Source organism: Anabaena sp. WA102 (assembly GCF_001277295.1).
GTDB lineage: Bacteria > Cyanobacteriota > Cyanobacteriia > Cyanobacteriales > Nostocaceae > Dolichospermum > Dolichospermum heterosporum.
Window position 1 is genome coordinate 1,443,160 of the sequence record NZ_CP011456.1, and the last position, 18,015, is coordinate 1,461,174.

The window sequence follows — 18,015 nt, forward strand, 5'->3', positions numbered from 1 at the left end:
CTATTGTGAAAATTTTCAGATAAACTAAGAGCAAATCTATAACTTACATAAAAGCAAATAGTGTACGCTTTACAACAAGAACAAGCAAACTTTACCTCACCAAAAAAGCACCCGTCTTTGATTGATCCTACTGTAATTAGAGCCGCTAGTCATATTTACTATACCTACTGTGAAGTCCATCCAGAAATAGTAGGAAAAGCTACAGGGGTAGCAATTAGTCGGGTAACTCATCGGGGTAAGGTGATTTTTACTCATTACCCAGTGCTGTTACCACAGGAATGCTTTGTCCCCTTAAATCAAATTGAGTCCTATATGTATTAGTCAACTAGCAACTGACAAATAACAATATGGACATTTTGATTTATATTCCAGCAAGTATCATTGTTTTTATCTTGGGGACATCTCTCGGTAGTTTTATTAATGTTGTAGTTTATCGGCTACCGACTGGGTTATCAGTGCTGTGGCCACCTTCTCGCTGTCCCAAGTGCTTAAATAGGTTAAAAGCCTATGATAATATCCCAGTTTTTGGTTGGTTGTGGTTAAAAGGGCGGTGTCGTTATTGCCAAACTCAGATTTCTCGCCGTTATCCATTAATAGAGGCGTTAACAGGGATAATATTTTTAATAGTATTTTGGGTTTTTCAATTTTCAATTTTTACCCTGGGATATTGGGCTTTTTGTAGTTGGTTATTGGCTCTATCTCTTGTAGATTTAGATACAATGACCCTACCCAACCCGTTGACTAAATCGGGTTTAATTTTAGGAATAGTCTTTCAAATATCTGTTGGTTGGCTATCAGAACCGACTGCGGTGGGCTTATCAAAACGCTTAATAACCGGAATAGCCGGTGCCGTTCTGGGTTTATGGTTGTTTGATGCGATCGCCCTTTTAGGTTCTATGGCTTTTGGCAAAACGGTCATGGGTGCAGGTGACGCTAAATTAGCTGCTATGATGGGAGCATGGTTAGGATGGCGTTATTTACTCATAGCGGGGTTTATTTCCTGCATTTTGGGAGTATTCATCGGTGGGGGCGCAATTATCCTCTCCCGTCACCAAATGGGACAAAAAATGCCTTTTGGACCCTTCCTCGCGTTAGGTGCGGTAATCACTGTTTTTTGTGGTGAAACTATTTTGTCCAACTATCTGAGATTATTTTTGCCTGGATATTAAGATCATTTTTTAAATCTTTTTTCATGCTTATGGTTTTATCAACCCAAGCCTGTATCCATACTGACTGTAGCTGCTATTACCCCATTGAGATTTGAGATGTTGGTAATATGTCTAAACTATGATTTTTATGATTAACTAATCATCCAAATCAAAACAGTCACACAAATCATAGTTAAGACATTTAATCAGCCAAATCATAGTTCTGATTTTGACCTAATACCTAATTACATAAAATAAAAATGGCAAACAACGAAGAATCACGCGGTTTAAAGTCTCTATTTGATTGGTTCGCAAATCGGCGTAAATCGGGAAGCACCAATTCAGAACGCCAAGAACGGGAAATTGCCGATGGTTTATGGCATAAATGCCCTAAGTGTGGTGTTCTGAGCTATGCAAAAGATTTAAGAGCTAATCAAATGGTTTGCGTTGATTGTGGTCATCATAATCGAGTTGATAGTGATGAACGGATTCGCCAATTAATTGATGCTAATACTTGGAAACCATTAGATGAGCATTTACATCCTACTGATCCCTTACAATTCCGCGATCGCAAACCCTATAGCGATCGCTTACGAGAAACACAAGAAAAACTAGGACTTGTAGATGCTGTCAAAACTGGACTAGGTCAAATTAACACCTTACCCATAGCATTAGGAGTCATGGACTTCCGGTTCATGGGTGGAAGCATGGGTTCTGTCGTCGGTGAAAAACTCACCCGCATGATTGAACAAGCCACCCAACGCCGTTATCCTGTAGTCATCATTTGCACATCAGGCGGTGCGAGAATGCAGGAAGGAATGCTGTCTTTAATGCAAATGGCAAAAATATCCGCCGCCCTCCAACGTCACCGAGACTCTAAACTATTATATATTCCCATTTTAACCAACCCCACTACCGGAGGTGTTACCGCCAGTTTCGCCATGTTGGGTGATCTCATCATCGCCGAGCCCAAAGCAACAATTGGTTTTGCCGGCAGACGGGTAATTGAACAAACCCTCAGAGAAAAACTACCAGAAGATTTCCAAACCGCCGAGGACTTACTAAAACATGGATTTGTTGATGATATCGTCCCCCGCACACAATTAAAAACTACCTTGGCACAACTAATTGCCCTCCATCAACCACTCCCCACAACAACACCAAACATGGTTTTGTGGGAAACAATGAAATTGAGTTCCGCTACTGTTGAGTAGGGGAGTAGGGGGAGTAGGGGGAGTAGGGGGAGTAGGGGAGTAGGGGAGTAGGGGGAGTAGGGGGAGTAGGGGGAGTAGGGGAGTAGGGGGAGTAGGGGGAGTAGGGGGGTAGGAGGGGTAGGAGGGGAGTAGGGGGAGTAGGGGAGAAATTTCATTCTTCATTCTTCATTCTTCATTCTTCATTCTTCATTCTTCATTCTTCATTTTCCCGGTTCTTGGACGAAAATCAGGGGAAGTAGCCCTAATAGTCGGCACAGGCTAGAAAGGGCAAATAAACCTAATAAACCGCCAAAATTAGGACTTTGGGCAATAAAACCGCCGATTGTTGTACCTAAAGCTCCACTTACCCCCCCTACAGCCGCAACAATGGCAAAATAGATAGATTTATTCCTCACAGGAGCAATTCCCAGATACATATTAGTGCTACATAAATCAACACCTGCCCAAGTGATGCCAGTAAAAATATGTAAAAGCGGCAACCATAGCCAAAAGTCAAGTTGATGATTACCAATTCCTAACCATAATAATGGTGTAATTGCGACTAAAAAGCCAACACAGATGAGAATGGGACGATTACCAATTCTATCAGCTAATTTCCCCCATAAAATCAACACTAACAGATTTGCCCCAGTCTGAAGACTGCTATAAATAGTTACTAAAGTAACATCTAAATCTAAAGTATCTAATAAATAGAAGTTGAAAAAAGGTGCGCTCAAATGCACAGCCAACATCCAAATACTGAAATAAAGTAGAAATAGTAAGAATTTAGAGTTCTTCCCAATAATACTAGTCCAATTAGTTTTTTCTTGGCAAATATCTTCAGGAGGACTTTCACAACCATTTAAACTATACTGATTTTGTAATTGTGGATTGACATCTACTTGGAAATACTGGCAAAACAAACTAATAATTCCGCAAATAGTCCCTAAAGATAGAACTAATCCATAACCTTGGATAGTTCCACCATACCAATGTGATATTACTAATCCCGCTAAAGGAATACATATTAAATTCGTCAGATGACAAGCACTATTCCGAATCCCAAAATATCTCCCTCGTAACCTGCGGGGAATAATAATTGCTAACCAACTTAGCCAAGATGCACTTCCTAATCCTCCTAAAAGATGACTAAAAAGAACAATTAACAGTGTTAATATTACCAATTGTTGGGAATTTAGGACACTGGAATTATTAGCGAAAATACCAATTACCAGAATTAGCCATAATAAACGAGAAGTTCCAAAGGTTAAGAGAGAATACTTGAATCTACTGGTAGTCTGTTCGGAAATATAAGCGCCCACAGGTTGAACAAAATTTACCAGCATGGGAATTGACGATAACATTCCAAATATCACTGGAGTAGCATCCAACTCGACTAACAAATTACTGACTAAAATTCCCCCCGTACTCAAAGAAAAAATAGATGCAAAAATAGCATCTGCCGCAGAAGCTTGTAAACTGGTACGAATATCGTTTTTAGTAAATTGCTTAGGAAACTGTTTAATTAGTGAAGAGTCAAGATTGGAAGTCTGAATATCCAGTGGTTCAACTATGTCAACTGGAAGAGAATTCATATTATCATGTCAATTGATGACAAATTAGAGAGTGGATATAATTACTGATAAATTGCTATCTTTTGCTTTTGTATTTTTCAACAAAAAGTTTGTTGTTTCAATATCAGTTTGCAGACTCACAGTTTATAAAACACCTCAGAAAATGTCATCAGTATTGCATAATTAGGAGATTAGTCGAGTTTTTGCAATTAATAATTGAGGAAAAGATCCAATTCTCCCTTATTTCTCCCCATGAAAATTATTGTTTATATTTATACTGATCCACTCCTAGATACTGTTCCCAGCCCAGATGATTGGGGTTGGGAAGTAGATAAAATTTATGAAGATTTAGGAAAACGCACCCAATTAGAACAATTATTAATTGATTGTCAAACCGAAACTGTAAATTATCTACTGGTACGCCGATTAGAAGAATTAGGTGATAGTTTATCCCAAGTGAGCGATCGCCTCAATCAAATAGAAACAATGGGAGTCATAGTCATTACGACACAACAACCCTATGCCTCCAAATCTAGTCAAATCCCCACCGAAATACTACAATTATTACCAGAAATTCAATATCAACAACGTAGCCGCCGAATTCGTCAGGGACACGCTCGTAATCGCCTAGAAACCTCACCACCACCGGGAAAATCCCCCTATGGCTACCGGAGAGGACAAGGTAAATATATTATTGATCGCACTACCTCACCCGTTGTTAAAGACTTTTTTGAATATTTTTTACTCTATGGTTCTGTCCGTGCTACCGTCCGTTATATAAGTAAAAAATACAGTAAAAATATTTCTGTCACTACAGCCAGACGGTGGTTAACTAATCCAGTTTATCGCGGTGATACAGCCTATCAAAACAGGGAAATTATCTCTAATACTCATGCGGCAATTATATCCAGAGAAGAAGCAGCGCAAATTGATAGACTATTACGACGCAACAGCCGCTTACCATCGCGGACAGCTAGTGCGCCCCGTTCTTTAGCTGGTTTAGTCATTTGTCATCAATGTCAATTACAGATGATTGTCACCAGTGTTACTCAGCGTCATCAGGATCAAGAGTATTTATATTTACGTGCAACCGACTGTCCTCAACAGCCTAAATGTCGTGCTATCCCTTACCAAGTAGTTTTAGAAAAAACCATTGATCATGTTTGTCGAGATTTACCTTTAGCTGTCGCCGGGATAAATTTTCCCCAATTAGATGCAATTAAAAATAGTTTAGGCAATGATATATCTCGTCAGCAACAAATCCTCCAGCAATTACCCACTTTCATAGAAACGGGGATTTTAGATATAGAAACTGCAAAATTAAGAGCTTACAAACTTCGCACAGAAATTTCCGAACTTCAAGCCAAGTTAGCAATTCTTCCTCCTGTGAATTTGCGTTCCGTAGCTGAAGCTGTTTCCATTCCCCAATTTTGGCTAGATTTATCAGAGGTAGAACGAAGATTTTACTTCCGTGAATTTATCCAACAAATTCAAATTATCCGCCAAAATAGAGAATGGGATGTACAAATAATTTTTATTTTCTAAACCACCAGATCCCCGACTTCTTTAAGAAGTCGGGGATCTGAATCATTGATTATTCATCTTGACTTTTGGGGGACTGTTTGCCTTTTTTACCTGCATTTTTGACATTCATCACTTTTCCTAGTAAATCAAACCAAAAAGGCGCACCCATCGCAATAGCAATACCACTGACAAACCAACCAGCAATCATACTTAAAACACTGAAAACAGGCAACCCATTAACTCTATATTTTGTGCTGTTGATTTGCTGTTGTACGTTAGCACTTGTCCAACCAATTGGTAATTCAACTTCCTTTAAAATCTCGTTAGGATCTATTTTATTGATATCTGAAGGATTAGAGTCTTGTGGTGCTACTTTTACAGCCTGGTTAATAATTATTTCCCGCAATAAAGAATCCTTAGATAAACGGTTAATGATATGAAAAGTATCGGCATTGGTTGTGATAGCTAAGGTTATGCCAATGATAATTGCCACTCCTTTAGCATTACGTTTATAAACACCACCGGCTCTTTCCATTGAGCTATCAAAACTATTTTCAATTTCTCTTCGCAAAAGAGTAATACCTTCCTCCGTGCTTTTAGCTCTCATCTGGGCGCGTTTTGCCATAGTTTCAATGTTATCAACTACAGAACTTGGCAAAATATCAATCAATTCTTTAACTTTTTTATATGTTTCACTATCTTTATCTTGGATAGCTGCTATGACTTCACCATGAATATCACTACCTTTCTTGATAGATTTGATAATTTCATTAATATTAGGTTTTAAGCCTCCTATCACTATGGCTTTTTCTGCACTTTCAAAAATATCTTGTTTTAAGAATTTTAGTTCCCGCAAAGGCTTATCTAAAATATATTCATGATCAGCTATACTTGCTACAAAACTTTCTATATATTTAGCTAGGCTATCTCCCATCCTATTTATCACCATGTAGATATCATATTTTTCCTTTTTGAATTCATCAATAATCAGATTATACTCTAACTCCAACCGTCTATAATCTGCGGCAATATTGGTGGCAAATTCACTAGATAGCTCCTGGTTATTAATGTAAACTTGTAACTGAATCAAAATTTGTCTAACATCATCTAACCGTTCAGCTTTGAATTGCTCCAACCTAATTTCAGTTAATTTTTGTACCAATATTGGCAGTTGGAGTGTATCCATAAAAGTATTAGCAAAATTTTCACCACCAATATAGGAAGGCGCACTACGTTTTTGATCACCAAACACAGTTTCTTTTTTAAATCTAGAACTAGACTTTCTAAACAGACTAAAGAATGAGCCAATTGCCCAAGTCGCTTTCCGAGGTAAAGTTGCCAATAAACCTTTCGCCTCTTGATTAATACTTTGAATTAAAGGATTACCATAAATTTTATTGACAAGTTGAATTATTTCAGGATTTTCTGAAGTTTGAGCATCACCAGCTAAAAGAATTTCAATTGATCTTCTCAAGTGTTCAGCCCGCCATTGCAGTACGGTTGTCAATAGTTCTTGAATTTCCGAAGCCAGTAAACTTAAAATTAAGTAAATAAAAATTAAACCCAGTGCCACATCTAAAATAAAAGGTAAGTTCATTGACATTCTCCTTCGGGGTAGTTGACTAAATGCTAATGGTAGTATTTATATCATTTAATCGTAAAGATGCTTGTAAACTTCCTTAAAAAATCAATAAGAAAATCTTCGCCAAAAAATTATCTCTATTCATGAGAAACTGAGCTAATTTGGGATTTAGCCATTGTCTTTGAATATAGATTGTTCCTAGATGGCAACATTGGAGATTCGCTTTGATCTCTATGTGATTAAACCTAGCAGTTATAAGATTCGCATAGAATATGCAAGAAGGAAGCTTTGTTTGGACTCATCTAGAAAAACAGCATCGTGTGATTGAAAAAAAGATTGATTGGCTATGGCTAATCCTATTGTTATTAGCAGCGGTGATTTTGTTTAGTATCAATCTTGGAGGTTTGCCCTTACAAGATGGCGATGAGGCAACCGTAGCCAGGGTAGCGCGGGAAATTTGGCAAGCCCCAGTAGATTCAATGCGCTGGCTTTACCCCACTTTGGGAGGTGAACCATATCATCACACGCCGCCACTTATGCACTGGTTAATTGCTGGGGCTTATTCTCTGGGTGGTGTCAATGAATGGACAACGCGCCTACCTGGTGCAATTTTGACAGCAACTTCTGTGCCTTGCTTATATTGTCTAGGAAGGGAGATATTTCGTCAACGTTGGGCAGCTATTTATAGTTCTTTGATTTATTTAACAATGCTGCCTGTGGTACGTTATGGCAGGTTGGCAATGTTAGATGGGGCAGTTGCCTGTTTTTTAATTGTGATGATGTGGTTTGTCTTGCGATCGCGGCGGGATTTACGTTACTGCTTAGGTGTAGGCATTAGTTTTGGGTTAATCTGTCTAACTCAAGCTATGATGGGTATTTATTTAGGTGCAATTGTTTTAGTCTTTCTTTTTTGGGATACACCCAGACTACTGACAAGTTATTATTTCTGGATAGGTATTTTTATCGGTTGTCTACCTGTATGCTGCTGGTATGGGTTTCAATTATGGCACTATGGATATCCCTTCAGTATTGACATCAATACATCTTTAACCCATATTCAAACCATTAATAATGGCACATCCCAAGCACCTTGGTATTATCTTTTAGAAATCGCTAAATGGACATGGCCTTGGTTGATATTTCTCCCCCAAACTATCCGCATTACCTGGGAAAATAATAACTTAAGTTGGGCGAAATTAATTATTATCTGGTGTGGTGTTTATCTATTAATTATTTCCCTCATTAGCTTTAAACTCCCCTGGTATATATTCCCCATTTACCCTAGTTTGGCTTTAGCTTTTGGGTTTCAATTAGCCCAGATGGAAAATGTCCCCTTATTCTCAGGCTATCCCCGCTCTTGGGTAACGAGTTTAGCGATATTGGCGGTAGTGGCTTCTGCAAGCAGTATTTATTTTGGGGGAAGAACATTAGACAAAGCCGAGTTACAGATTATTTTTGCCGCAGTAGCTTTAACTATGACTTTATCCGCAATCTTAGCAGAACGCGGTGATAGACAATTTCTGAAAATTTTAATTTGGGGAAGTTATATTTCTCTATTATTATTAATGAAATCTAATTACTGGGTTTGGGAATTAAATACAGCCTATCCCGTTAAACCCGTAGCGGCAATGATCACGAAAATTAATCCAGCAGTTAAGGAAATCTATACATCTTTTCCCTATCATCGTCCTTCCTTGGATTTTTATAGCGATCGCACCATTATTCCCGCTTCTATCGGTGAACTACAATATTACTGGCAATATGATAGCCAACCTTATTTTCTCATTAACACATCTACCTTAGAAAACCTCCAATTTAAATCCATCAAAGTCATAGACCAAGTAAAAGACTGGCAATTAATTACAAAAGAAAATAACTCATTATAAACCCGTTATCGGAGGGGCAATAGCCCGTGGTTGCCCAGAACCGTATTGGCAACCTCCCGTACTTACCTTACCAAAAAACATAGAAACAACACCCGTATTTGCTCAAACCCGTATAAATATCAATACTATTGCCAGTTTTCCAAAATATGTCTGAAACCCAATAAAATCGTGACGATAAGTAGTGAGACAGAATTAATTACACAATGTCATTGCGTAAGCGTTGCGTGGCGTTAGCCATATGGAACGAAGTGAAATGAAGCAATTCCAAGGGTTGTGATTGCTTCCCTTCGCTCGCAATGACTGTAAATATTTTTGTCCAATTACTTATCAATAGGGTTTCAGGGCTTTGGCAATAGTATTGAATTTGGGCGTTGGTGAATAAAGGTATGATTTTTTCTCACGCAGAGGCGCAGAGGACGCAGAGAGTAAGAGTTTGAGAAATAGAATGTTTGAGTTTCATACCTCAATTCAGCAACGCCTGAATTTGAAATCTATTTTTCACCCCTATTCATTTTTTCAATTTGGGGAATTTCTTGACCATTACGACTCATATTGTCTTGAGTCATAGTCATAATCCCGAAAAAAATTGCACTTCCCACAACTAAAGACAGTAAAGGATGCTTAATGACAATAAAATCTCTGATAATCCTTGCCAAAGGTCGGCTTTGACGACGGAGAGCCGACGAAATCATTATTTGTCTCCAAATAAATGGATCACGCACATAGTGGCCACTTTGGCAAACAACTAATTTTTCTTGACAATAAGGACAGGTAAACAAACCAATATAAGACTTTATTGGCTTTGTTCTGTTATTTTTTTGGCAAATTGGGCAAGTAACATAGTGATTATGAAAAGTATTTGTACTCATCTACCTCGTCCACCTAGTCCCTCGATTCTATTTATAACAATATCTGTATTGAATTTTACTGTAAACCTAGTAATCGTGCCATAATCACTGATAGTGATTGGCAAAATACTATTATGGAGTTTAAGAATGCAATTGCTCCAAAGACGTACTCCCCTCAATATTAACCCAAGTTGTTAGCACCACAAAGTAGAATTATTTTTTCTAAATATTTTGTGATTTTTGTTAGTTAATTATTGAGCAGGCAGTTTCTCTGATAATGAACCACAATAAGAAATAATAGACAAAAAACGGATTTTTCCAACATTATACCCCGTTTATCAATATCTAAGAATCCTCAATGATTAAAACCCTACTTTCCCCCATATTCCATGCGGTTCACTCAGTTAATTAATCGTTTTCAAGCCTCTCCCGAAACAGTAGTGCTGTTTTTAGCCGTGCTAATTGGCAGTAGCACAGGTATGGGTATAGTCACCTTTCACTATTTAATCCAGCTAATTAACAACTTCATGTTGGAAAATCTGATGGGACAGATTGGAATTTGGGGTGCTTGGACCTTAGCGGCTGTTCCTATTCTCGGTGGTATCATTGTTGGCCTCATGCGTTGGCGAACTCAAGATTTTGGTCCAGGACTTTCATCTCTGATAGCTGTTTCTCAGGGAAAAGAAGCGAAAAAACCCCTGCGACCGGTGACAAAAATGATCGCGGCGGCAGTTTCTCTTGGTAGTGGTGCATCTTTAGGTCCAGAAGGTCCAAGTGTAGAAATTGGGACTAATTTTGGGGTGTTGTTATCAGATGTATTACAAGTATCTCAGGAGCGTCAGCGGTTACTATTGGGGGCTGGTGCTGCGGCTGGGTTAGCGGCTGGTTTTAATGCCCCCATTGCGGGAGTATTTTTTGCCTTAGAAGTAGTCATGGGCAGTACATATTTTGCTACTTCTGCCGTAAGTGTGGTGTTACTTGCCGCCGTAGTAGCTGCTTTAATTGCTCAAATTGGGTTAGGTTCACAACCAGCTTTTGCTTTACCCGCTTATCAAGTTCGCAGTTACCTAGAATTACCGCTTTATCTGGGTTTAGGTTTGGGTGCAAGTTTAATTTCTCTTACTTATACTGAATCCATTCGTTTAGCTAAAGCTATCTTTGCTGGCAATTTCTCAGGGTTAACGTTATTAGGTAAAATTCCTCAGTCCATTCAGCCAATTTTTGGTGGTGTAATTCTTGGTTTAGTCGGTTGGCAATACCCACAAATTTTAGGTATCGGCTATGGAACTGTAGAAGCGATACTACAGGATGAAGATTTTTCCCTCAATTTATTACTCATTTTACTAGTATTAAAACTGCTAATGACAGCGGTAAGTTCAGGTAGTGGTTTTGTGGGCGGATTATTTGCCCCAGCTATGTTTTTAGGTGCTTCCTTTGGGTCTGCCTACGCTAAATTTTTGGCTTTGATCATCCCAGGAATTGGAGAATATATGGCTGCGCCTCCAGCTTATGCAATGGTAGGTATGGCGGCGGTTTTAGCAGGTAGCGTGAGAGCGCCATTAACAGCAATTTTAATGTTATTTGAATTAACCCGTGATTACCGCATTGTTTTACCTTTAATGGCAGCAGTGGGCTTAAGTGTTTGGTTGGTGGAACTAATCAAACCAACTGTAGATGCCAATGCTAATCTGCAACAGATTGGTTTACCTGAATTGAAAGATGAAAAGGTAGAACTTTGGCAGCAAATGTTAGTAGCAGATGCTATGTACACCTGTCCCAAAAAATTATCAGCAACTTTAGGCGTATTAGAGACTGCGGTAGTAATGACGCGGGAACGAATCCGCAGTGCTTTAATCATTGATGATGATACGGGTAAACTAGTGGGAATTCTTTCCCTAGAAGATATTAAACGAACTTTTTTTATCTGCCAAAATCTTCCTAATTCATTGCCGGAAATTCAGGAATATTTATCTAGTCAAAAACTGATAGATATTTGTACTACAGATATTCTCTATGCTTGGGATGATGAACCTGTATCTGAAGCTTTAGACCGGATGGCATTACGTGGTTTACATCAATTACCAGTGGTAGCTAAAGACAATCCCGATTTTATTCTGGGTTTGCTAGAAAGGGAACAAATTGAATTAACTTGTAATTTAACGGCAATCACTAAGATACTGCACCAATATTCACCAGTGATTCCCACTGCCGAATATATAGAGGAAATTGGTAATTGGTAATTGGTCAATATCCTGGGGGCAACCTCTCGTGATTGCTTTGATTTCCATAGGCGTTGCTGATTAAGGGTATGAATTTTAGTCTCACGCAAAGGCGCAATCACGCTTCGTGATCTCGAAGAGTGGACGCACTGAGGTTTGAGTTTTAAAGGTTCAATTTGGGAATTTCATACCTCAACATGGCTACGCCACGCAGGCTATCAGCAACGCTAAATTAACTAGATTATCAATCAAGCGATCGCTCTCCATTGATAAAATCTCTTCACAATGCAGCATATTCTAGTCTAAAGCCACCTTAAATAAAATAGCCGTAGCCGCACAGGCACAAGCCAATTTCGCTCAAAGTTATGTTAAAACACCTCAAAATTGTGTAATTTTTGACATTTATAGCCGTGCGGGTGAAGTAGTATCCGGTAACGGCATTGTCGAACTTGGACAAATAAATCAGATGGATGCAGTAGTGGAAGCACCACAAATAAACTCCAATCAGCCGACCCAGCAGATATGTTTTAAATTCCTCAAAATTCCTCTCTGTTGTCTCTGCGGCTCTGCGTGCAAAAAAATCCTTAAAACCTCAACTATGAAAACTACTAACTCTACTAAACCTGTAATTTCCATCTGCAATCTTGATCATTACTTCGGATCTGGACAACTACGAAAACAAGTTTTATTTAATATTAGCTTAACTATAAATGCAGGGGAAATTGTAATCATGACAGGTCCTTCTGGTTCTGGTAAAACCACATTATTAACCTTGGCTGGTGGGTTACGTTCTGCCCAGTTTGGGAGTTTGCAGGTATTAGGTAATGAACTATGTCAAGCCAATGCTAAACAATTAACCCAAGCCCGCAGAAATAACGGTTATATTTTTCAAGCCCATAACTTACACGGTAGCTTAACAGCAATCCAAAACGTCAGGATGGGTTTAGAAGTACAGCCGAGAATGTCAGCAAAAAAAATGTTAATGCAGTCACAGCAAATGTTAGAAGAAGTAGGATTAGGAAATCGTCTCAATTACTATCCAGATAGTTTATCAGGGGGACAAAAACAACGGGTAGCGATCGCTCGCGCCTTAGTCAGTCAACCAAAAATAGTCCTAGCAGATGAACCCACCGCCGCACTAGATAAACAATCAGGACGGGATGTAGTAGAACTAATGCAGAAATTAGCTAAAGAGCATGGCTGTACAATTTTACTCGTCACCCACGATAACCGCATTTTAGATATTGCTGACCGCATTGTTTATATGGAAGACGGTCATCTTGTCCGAGAAAAAAGTGATTCTTTGCAAGATGTAGTGAGTTGAAATACCTGGCGACAAAAGCACCGCCAGGATGATATTAATGATTGGCTTGTTGAATTAAAGTATCTAACTCCTGCTGCATTTTACTTCTGACTAACTCATAGCATTCGTCCACATAAGTGCGATCGCTTGCAGCTTCTTTTCCATAGCGTGCAAACACAATTGGCGGACAAACCCTAGTATAGATAGTTACAGGCAAAGGAATATTAGGCAGAGGTCCAAAAGCCAATCCCCAAGGTAATCCCAAATAAATGGGAAATACCAAAGGATCAACCCCAAGCAGCCAAGGCATCCCCATTTTATGAAATTGCTGCATGATTTCATACATATCAGCCAAGACAATCAGAGTATCATGTGAACCCCAGGAAATCGCCGGCACAATTGGTACATTCTCCCGCAACGCCAACTTAATAAACCCCTTCCGTTCGGCAAAATAAATTTTATCCCGCATCGCATGGGGTCGAAAGACATCCTCAGCACCACCCGGATAAACCAAGACACTAGCGCCAGCCCGCAAAGCCTTGTAAGCCATTTTGGGGTGCGCCCTCACTGCGCCAGCCTTCATCGCCATTTCTGCCGCCGGTGGAAACACATCCCAAACCTTAGGGTGCATCAAACCATAAATCTGTCTTTCGACACTAAAGCGACGCAACCAATCATATAACATCATGGAAGTATCAGGAGAAGCCAGTCCACCATTATGAGAACCGACAACCAGAATTTTGCCATTTGGGATATTTTCCCAGCCACTGGTTTGGACTCGAAAATAACAGTTATATAACAAGCCCAAGATAGGCATCATAGATTCGATGAACCTTGGATCTCGTTGATCCAAAGACCACCCTGTGTTAGTCGTTTGAAGATGCTTTAGTTTGAACATCAGGAAATTTTATCAGGATTTATACGGATCAGACAATCCGCTGTTTTGCAGTTTCATCCAGCCTAACGCAATCTTCCAATTGTTTTCCCCACTCTGGAATGATAAAATGTTCAGTAGGAACACAATCTAATTGTTCCCGTCTAAATAAATAATCTGTCAGAATTACTGATTATTTGCTTAATAAATCTAAGACATTTATATATCAATAACACATAAAAAACCTCTTATTCCCCTATTGAAGAGGCTACCGTGTACACACTCCTTACCCAAAGCAAGTTTTCCATAACGACAATTTTTAACGCCAACCTACTTAACTTCTTCTTCCTGACACCTGACAACGATATAAACATTTAAGAGCATAGAAATAACATGAAAACTTTGAGCCTAGTTACAATTGCTTCCTTAGCACTCACAATGGGCTTATTACTGAATCAGTCCAGCTTTGCTAAAACCCCACAATTAGAAATTAACTCTAAGTTTGATCAAGACCCATTAGTATTAAACGGTACATCTGGAGGGAGTGTAAAAAGTAACTGTGGGAATATTAACACCGCTCCTAATCAAATAATTGAAGTTACAGAGCCATTGCCTTATTTACGATTGACGGTAGAAAGTCAAGGACAGCCAACACTATTGATTTCTGGACCAGGAGGACGCTTCTGTGTGCTTGCTGATAGTTATAGTGGTGGCAAAGCCGAATTCTCCGGTTACTGGCAGCCAGGCAAATACCTATTGTATATGGGTGATTTGTCACAAGACAGGTTCAACTACACCCTTACCATTTCCCAGCAAAAACAAGCGTTGCAGTAGCACATTTGCACGGCTTTTACGGCATCACTAAAACAACAACAATTTTAGCTTTGTTGATCCTATCCTATCTAGAAATTTAAATTACAAGAGTTTAAGGGATCGTATTTTTGGCAACAAATTGGACTCCTAACATGATATTGGTATTACAGTGACTCAATAAAATCTTTGAGGAGAAATATGTTTAAAAGACTAATTGGTGTTGTTGTTGCTACTATTTTGCTGACATTACAGATGGTTGTCGGTACTGCAACAGCTTTAGAACTGGATGAAACTATCCGTACAGTACCATTAAATGACAAAGGCGATACAGTTGTTCTCAGCTTAAAACAAGTCAAAGAAGGTAAACGACTATTCAATTACGCTTGCGCTCAATGCCATGCCGGTGGAGTTACCAAGACTAACCAAAATGTGGGACTTGAACCAGAAGCCTTAGCAGGGGCTTTACCTAAGCGCAATAATATTGAAGGTTTGGTGGACTATATGAAAAATCCCACTACCTATGATGGTGCAACAGAAATTTCGGAAATTCACCCCAGTTTGAAGAGTGCAAATATTTTCCGAGTTATGCGAAATCTGACTGAGAAGGACTTGAAAGCGATCGCCGGACACATTCTCTTAGAACCAAAAGTTGTTGGCACTAAATGGGGTGGCGGTAAAATTTATTACTAAACTATCCTGATTCAGTCATACAAATTGTCAGGGAACAGAAAATAGATTCCCTGACGGGATTTTAGATTTTAAATTTTAGATTTTGGATTGAAGATTCAAAATCCAAAAAGGTCTTAAGAGGATGTTTTAAAAGTGGTATCCCGTAATTTTCATCACATTGTTACCCCCCTTAGTGTCCCCTTATCAAGGGAGGAAACAAGAAAATCCAGTTCCCTCCCCTTTATAAGGGGAGGGTTAGGGAGGGGTAAAACATTTGATACAGCAACCATGACTTTTCAAACACCATCTAAGCCCGCGAATTTATTCGTGGCATAAATCTAAAATCTAAAATCTAAAATCTAAAATTGTGTGACGGATCAAAAACTAATTTCTAAGCTGTACAGGCATAGCCAAATAGGTCATTTTTAATCCACCCAAAGGCGTGAAAATTACCGGAGTTAAACTTTGATTCAAGTGCATTTGAATTTCTGAAGATGGTAGTTCCTTCAAACCTTCCATCAGATATTTGACATTAAAAGCAATGTCTATATCTTCGCCAGATATTTGTGCTGGCATTGATTCTGTACCACTACCAACATCTTGCGCTTCACAAGATAAAGTAATCTCTTGATTGGCATTATCAATGCTGACTTTGACAATATTATTTTTCTGATCTGCTAACACAGCAATTCGTTCCAAAGTGCTAATAAATTGCTTTCTTTCTAATGTGACTTGGCGTTCAAATTGCCGAGGAATTAATTGCCTATAAGCGGGATATTGCCCTTCTAAAGTGCGGCTGGTTAGGCGTTGATTTTGCCAAGCAAATACTACTTGACCTTGATCAAGATATACGGCTACAGTTTCTTCCGATGTGGAGTTATGTCCTAACATCCGTTGTAGTTCTCGCAATGCTCTTGCTGGTACTGTCACCTCTACCTGTTCGCTACCCTCTACAGGGCGCTCATTTGTAGTTTCCAGCACTGCTAACCGATGTCCGTCGGTGGCAGCAAACTCTAAAGTGTCTTGTTTTAGGGTTAAATGTACGCCTGTGAGGACTTGCTTGGTTTCATCGGAACTGGTAGCAAACAAAGAACCTTTCAATCCTTCAATTAGTGCGGCTGTGGTGAGAGTAATGGCTTCAGCGTTTTCAATTACAGGTAGTTCGGGGAATTCTTCTGCGCCCATTGCTCGGACTTGATAACGTCCGCTCTTAGGTTTGAGAGTAACAATTATACCTTCTCCGGTATTATCTCCTGATTGATAGCTTCGCTCGCCGCAGGCATCATCCAGGGTGATTTCCCCTTCTGGTAGACGAGAGGTGATATCTACAAGCAGTTTGGCAGGGAGAGCAATTGTCCCCCCTTCTAAGACCTCGGCGCTAAAGCTGCTACGGATACCTAAACTGAGGTCAAAGGCTGTTAAACTAACTTGATTAGTTTTGGCATCTGCTTGTAATAAGATATTGGCAAGAACAGGATGAGTTGGTCTGGACGGGACTGCACGACTGACGAGAGAAAGGTTGCTACTAAGATCACTTTGAGAACAGATTAATTTCATCTTTAAATTAAATAATGGGGGAATTGGTAATTGTAATTGGTAATGGGTAATCAGGTGATTCAGCGATTTCCCCATTACTTTGTGATCTTAACTGCTTAAAGCCTTGATAAACCTTTGCAAACTCTTGAATACACTGGGTTTTCTGGCGGGTGTAGCGTCCGTAGTGTTTGCCGTTTGTCCTCCCATAAGAATCGCGTCTAATTCATCACCGGAGGGTTTGTTTGAGAGTTCAACAATTTTTTGATATTCGTCCTCTATTTCTTGCCATACTTCCCATTGTCCAGGGTAGCAACGGAAAAGGGCAGATTCATCATCTACAGGACGGATATAGTAACAAGATTCGATGGTACTAATGAAGCGACGACGAGTTTCTCTGGCTGTATAACCGATACCAACTACACTAGAATCTTCGAGTCGTGGTGTTAACATGATTACGGGGCGATCGCCGATTAGTTCACACAGCTTTTCTAATTGTGGCACTTCTACGGAGGTGGGGGCAATAAATAGGAAAATTTCATCCTCTGGCTGAATTTTTGCTTCTAGGGATGCAGCCCTACCAGTACCAATATCGGAAATTTGGAATTGTGTATCTGTCCAATCACGACGGGCTAAAGCAGCCGCACCAGCATCAGCAAAGAAGACTTTGAGACGGGATTCGTATTCAGTAAATTGGGGGAGAAATTGTTCTGCAACCGTCATGAATTTGAGTTCTGGAAATAATAACTCAACTTGAATCCGAGTTATACCATCAGCTAAAGCTGATTTTACCGCTTCACAAGATTGAGCGATCGCATCTTCTAAGGTTTTTGGTAGTTCAGCCATAGT

Annotated in this window: 15 protein-coding genes; 9 read left to right on the forward strand and 6 right to left on the reverse strand. The window is 39.4% G+C overall.

The genetic code is table 11. The features are described from left to right. Positions 1 to 60 precede the first annotated feature (60 nt). From AA650_RS06175 to accD, 3 genes are all read left to right on the forward strand, one after another. Entirely contained in the window at positions 61 to 321 is a 261-nt protein-coding gene (locus AA650_RS06175; RefSeq protein WP_027402002.1) for a hypothetical protein, read from the forward strand. Positions 322 to 347: 26 nt separating this feature from the next. Next, a complete protein-coding gene (locus AA650_RS06180; RefSeq protein ID WP_053538380.1) occupies positions 348 to 1,169 on the forward strand; it encodes a prepilin peptidase in 822 nt (273 codons plus the stop codon). A 239-nt stretch (positions 1,170 to 1,408) separates the two neighbouring features. After that, a complete protein-coding gene (gene accD / locus AA650_RS06185; RefSeq protein WP_053538381.1) occupies positions 1,409 to 2,362 on the forward strand; it encodes an acetyl-CoA carboxylase, carboxyltransferase subunit beta in 954 nt (317 codons plus the stop codon). Positions 2,363 to 2,562: 200 nt separating this feature from the next. Here accD and AA650_RS06190 read toward each other — a convergent pair whose 3' ends face one another. Beyond that, on the reverse strand, positions 2,563 to 3,936 hold the full coding sequence (locus tag AA650_RS06190) for an MFS transporter (protein WP_053538382.1): 1,374 nt from the start codon (positions 3,934 to 3,936) through the stop codon (positions 2,563 to 2,565). A 231-nt stretch (positions 3,937 to 4,167) separates the two neighbouring features. Between AA650_RS06190 and AA650_RS06195 the strand changes: the two genes are divergently transcribed. Then, positions 4,168 to 5,460, forward strand: a complete 1,293-nt coding sequence (locus AA650_RS06195) for a recombinase family protein (RefSeq protein WP_053538383.1) — start codon at positions 4,168 to 4,170, stop codon at positions 5,458 to 5,460. A gap of 49 nt (positions 5,461 to 5,509) precedes the next feature. On the opposite strand, the gene AA650_RS06200 is transcribed toward AA650_RS06195, so the two are convergent. Continuing rightward, a complete protein-coding gene (locus AA650_RS06200) occupies positions 5,510 to 7,036 on the reverse strand; it encodes a hypothetical protein (protein ID WP_053538384.1) in 1,527 nt (508 codons plus the stop codon). 257 nt (positions 7,037 to 7,293) lie between these two features. Here AA650_RS06200 and AA650_RS06205 point away from each other — a divergent pair, with 257 nt between their 5' ends. Beyond that, positions 7,294 to 8,907 (forward strand): ArnT family glycosyltransferase, encoded by a 1,614-nt coding sequence (locus AA650_RS06205; protein WP_053538385.1) that lies wholly within the window; start codon positions 7,294 to 7,296, stop codon positions 8,905 to 8,907. A gap of 491 nt (positions 8,908 to 9,398) precedes the next feature. Here AA650_RS06205 and AA650_RS06210 read toward each other — a convergent pair whose 3' ends face one another. After that, complete coding sequence (locus AA650_RS06210) at positions 9,399 to 9,776, reverse strand: hypothetical protein (protein ID WP_053538386.1); 378 nt, start codon at positions 9,774 to 9,776, stop codon at positions 9,399 to 9,401. Positions 9,777 to 10,144: 368 nt separating this feature from the next. On the opposite strand from AA650_RS06210, the gene AA650_RS06215 reads away from it, so the two are divergent. Beyond that, positions 10,145 to 11,995 (forward strand): chloride channel protein, encoded by a 1,851-nt coding sequence (locus AA650_RS06215; RefSeq protein WP_053538387.1) that lies wholly within the window; start codon positions 10,145 to 10,147, stop codon positions 11,993 to 11,995. Positions 11,996 to 12,572: 577 nt separating this feature from the next. Beyond that, positions 12,573 to 13,298, forward strand: a complete 726-nt coding sequence (locus AA650_RS06220; RefSeq protein WP_053538388.1) for a DevA family ABC transporter ATP-binding protein — start codon at positions 12,573 to 12,575, stop codon at positions 13,296 to 13,298. A gap of 34 nt (positions 13,299 to 13,332) precedes the next feature. Here AA650_RS06220 and AA650_RS06225 read toward each other — a convergent pair whose 3' ends face one another. Beyond that, positions 13,333 to 14,175: a lysophospholipid acyltransferase family protein gene (locus AA650_RS06225; protein ID WP_053538389.1), complete on the reverse strand. Its 843-nt coding sequence runs from the start codon at positions 14,173 to 14,175 to the stop codon at positions 13,333 to 13,335. A gap of 369 nt (positions 14,176 to 14,544) precedes the next feature. Between AA650_RS06225 and AA650_RS06230 the strand changes: the two genes are divergently transcribed. Then, positions 14,545 to 14,985, forward strand: coding sequence for a hypothetical protein (locus tag AA650_RS06230; RefSeq protein ID WP_053538390.1), 441 nt, complete (start codon positions 14,545 to 14,547; stop codon positions 14,983 to 14,985). Between the two features lie 177 nt (positions 14,986 to 15,162). Further along, positions 15,163 to 15,654 (forward strand): photosystem II cytochrome c-550, encoded by a 492-nt coding sequence (gene psbV / locus AA650_RS06235; RefSeq protein WP_053538391.1) that lies wholly within the window; start codon positions 15,163 to 15,165, stop codon positions 15,652 to 15,654. Between the two features lie 363 nt (positions 15,655 to 16,017). Here psbV and dnaN read toward each other — a convergent pair whose 3' ends face one another. Further along, positions 16,018 to 17,190: a DNA polymerase III subunit beta gene (dnaN, locus tag AA650_RS06240; RefSeq protein WP_053541206.1), complete on the reverse strand. Its 1,173-nt coding sequence runs from the start codon at positions 17,188 to 17,190 to the stop codon at positions 16,018 to 16,020. Between the two features lie 87 nt (positions 17,191 to 17,277). Next, positions 17,278 to 18,012, reverse strand: coding sequence for a DUF1995 family protein (locus AA650_RS06245; RefSeq protein WP_053538392.1), 735 nt, complete (start codon positions 18,010 to 18,012; stop codon positions 17,278 to 17,280). Between the last annotated feature and the right edge of the window lie 3 nt (positions 18,013 to 18,015).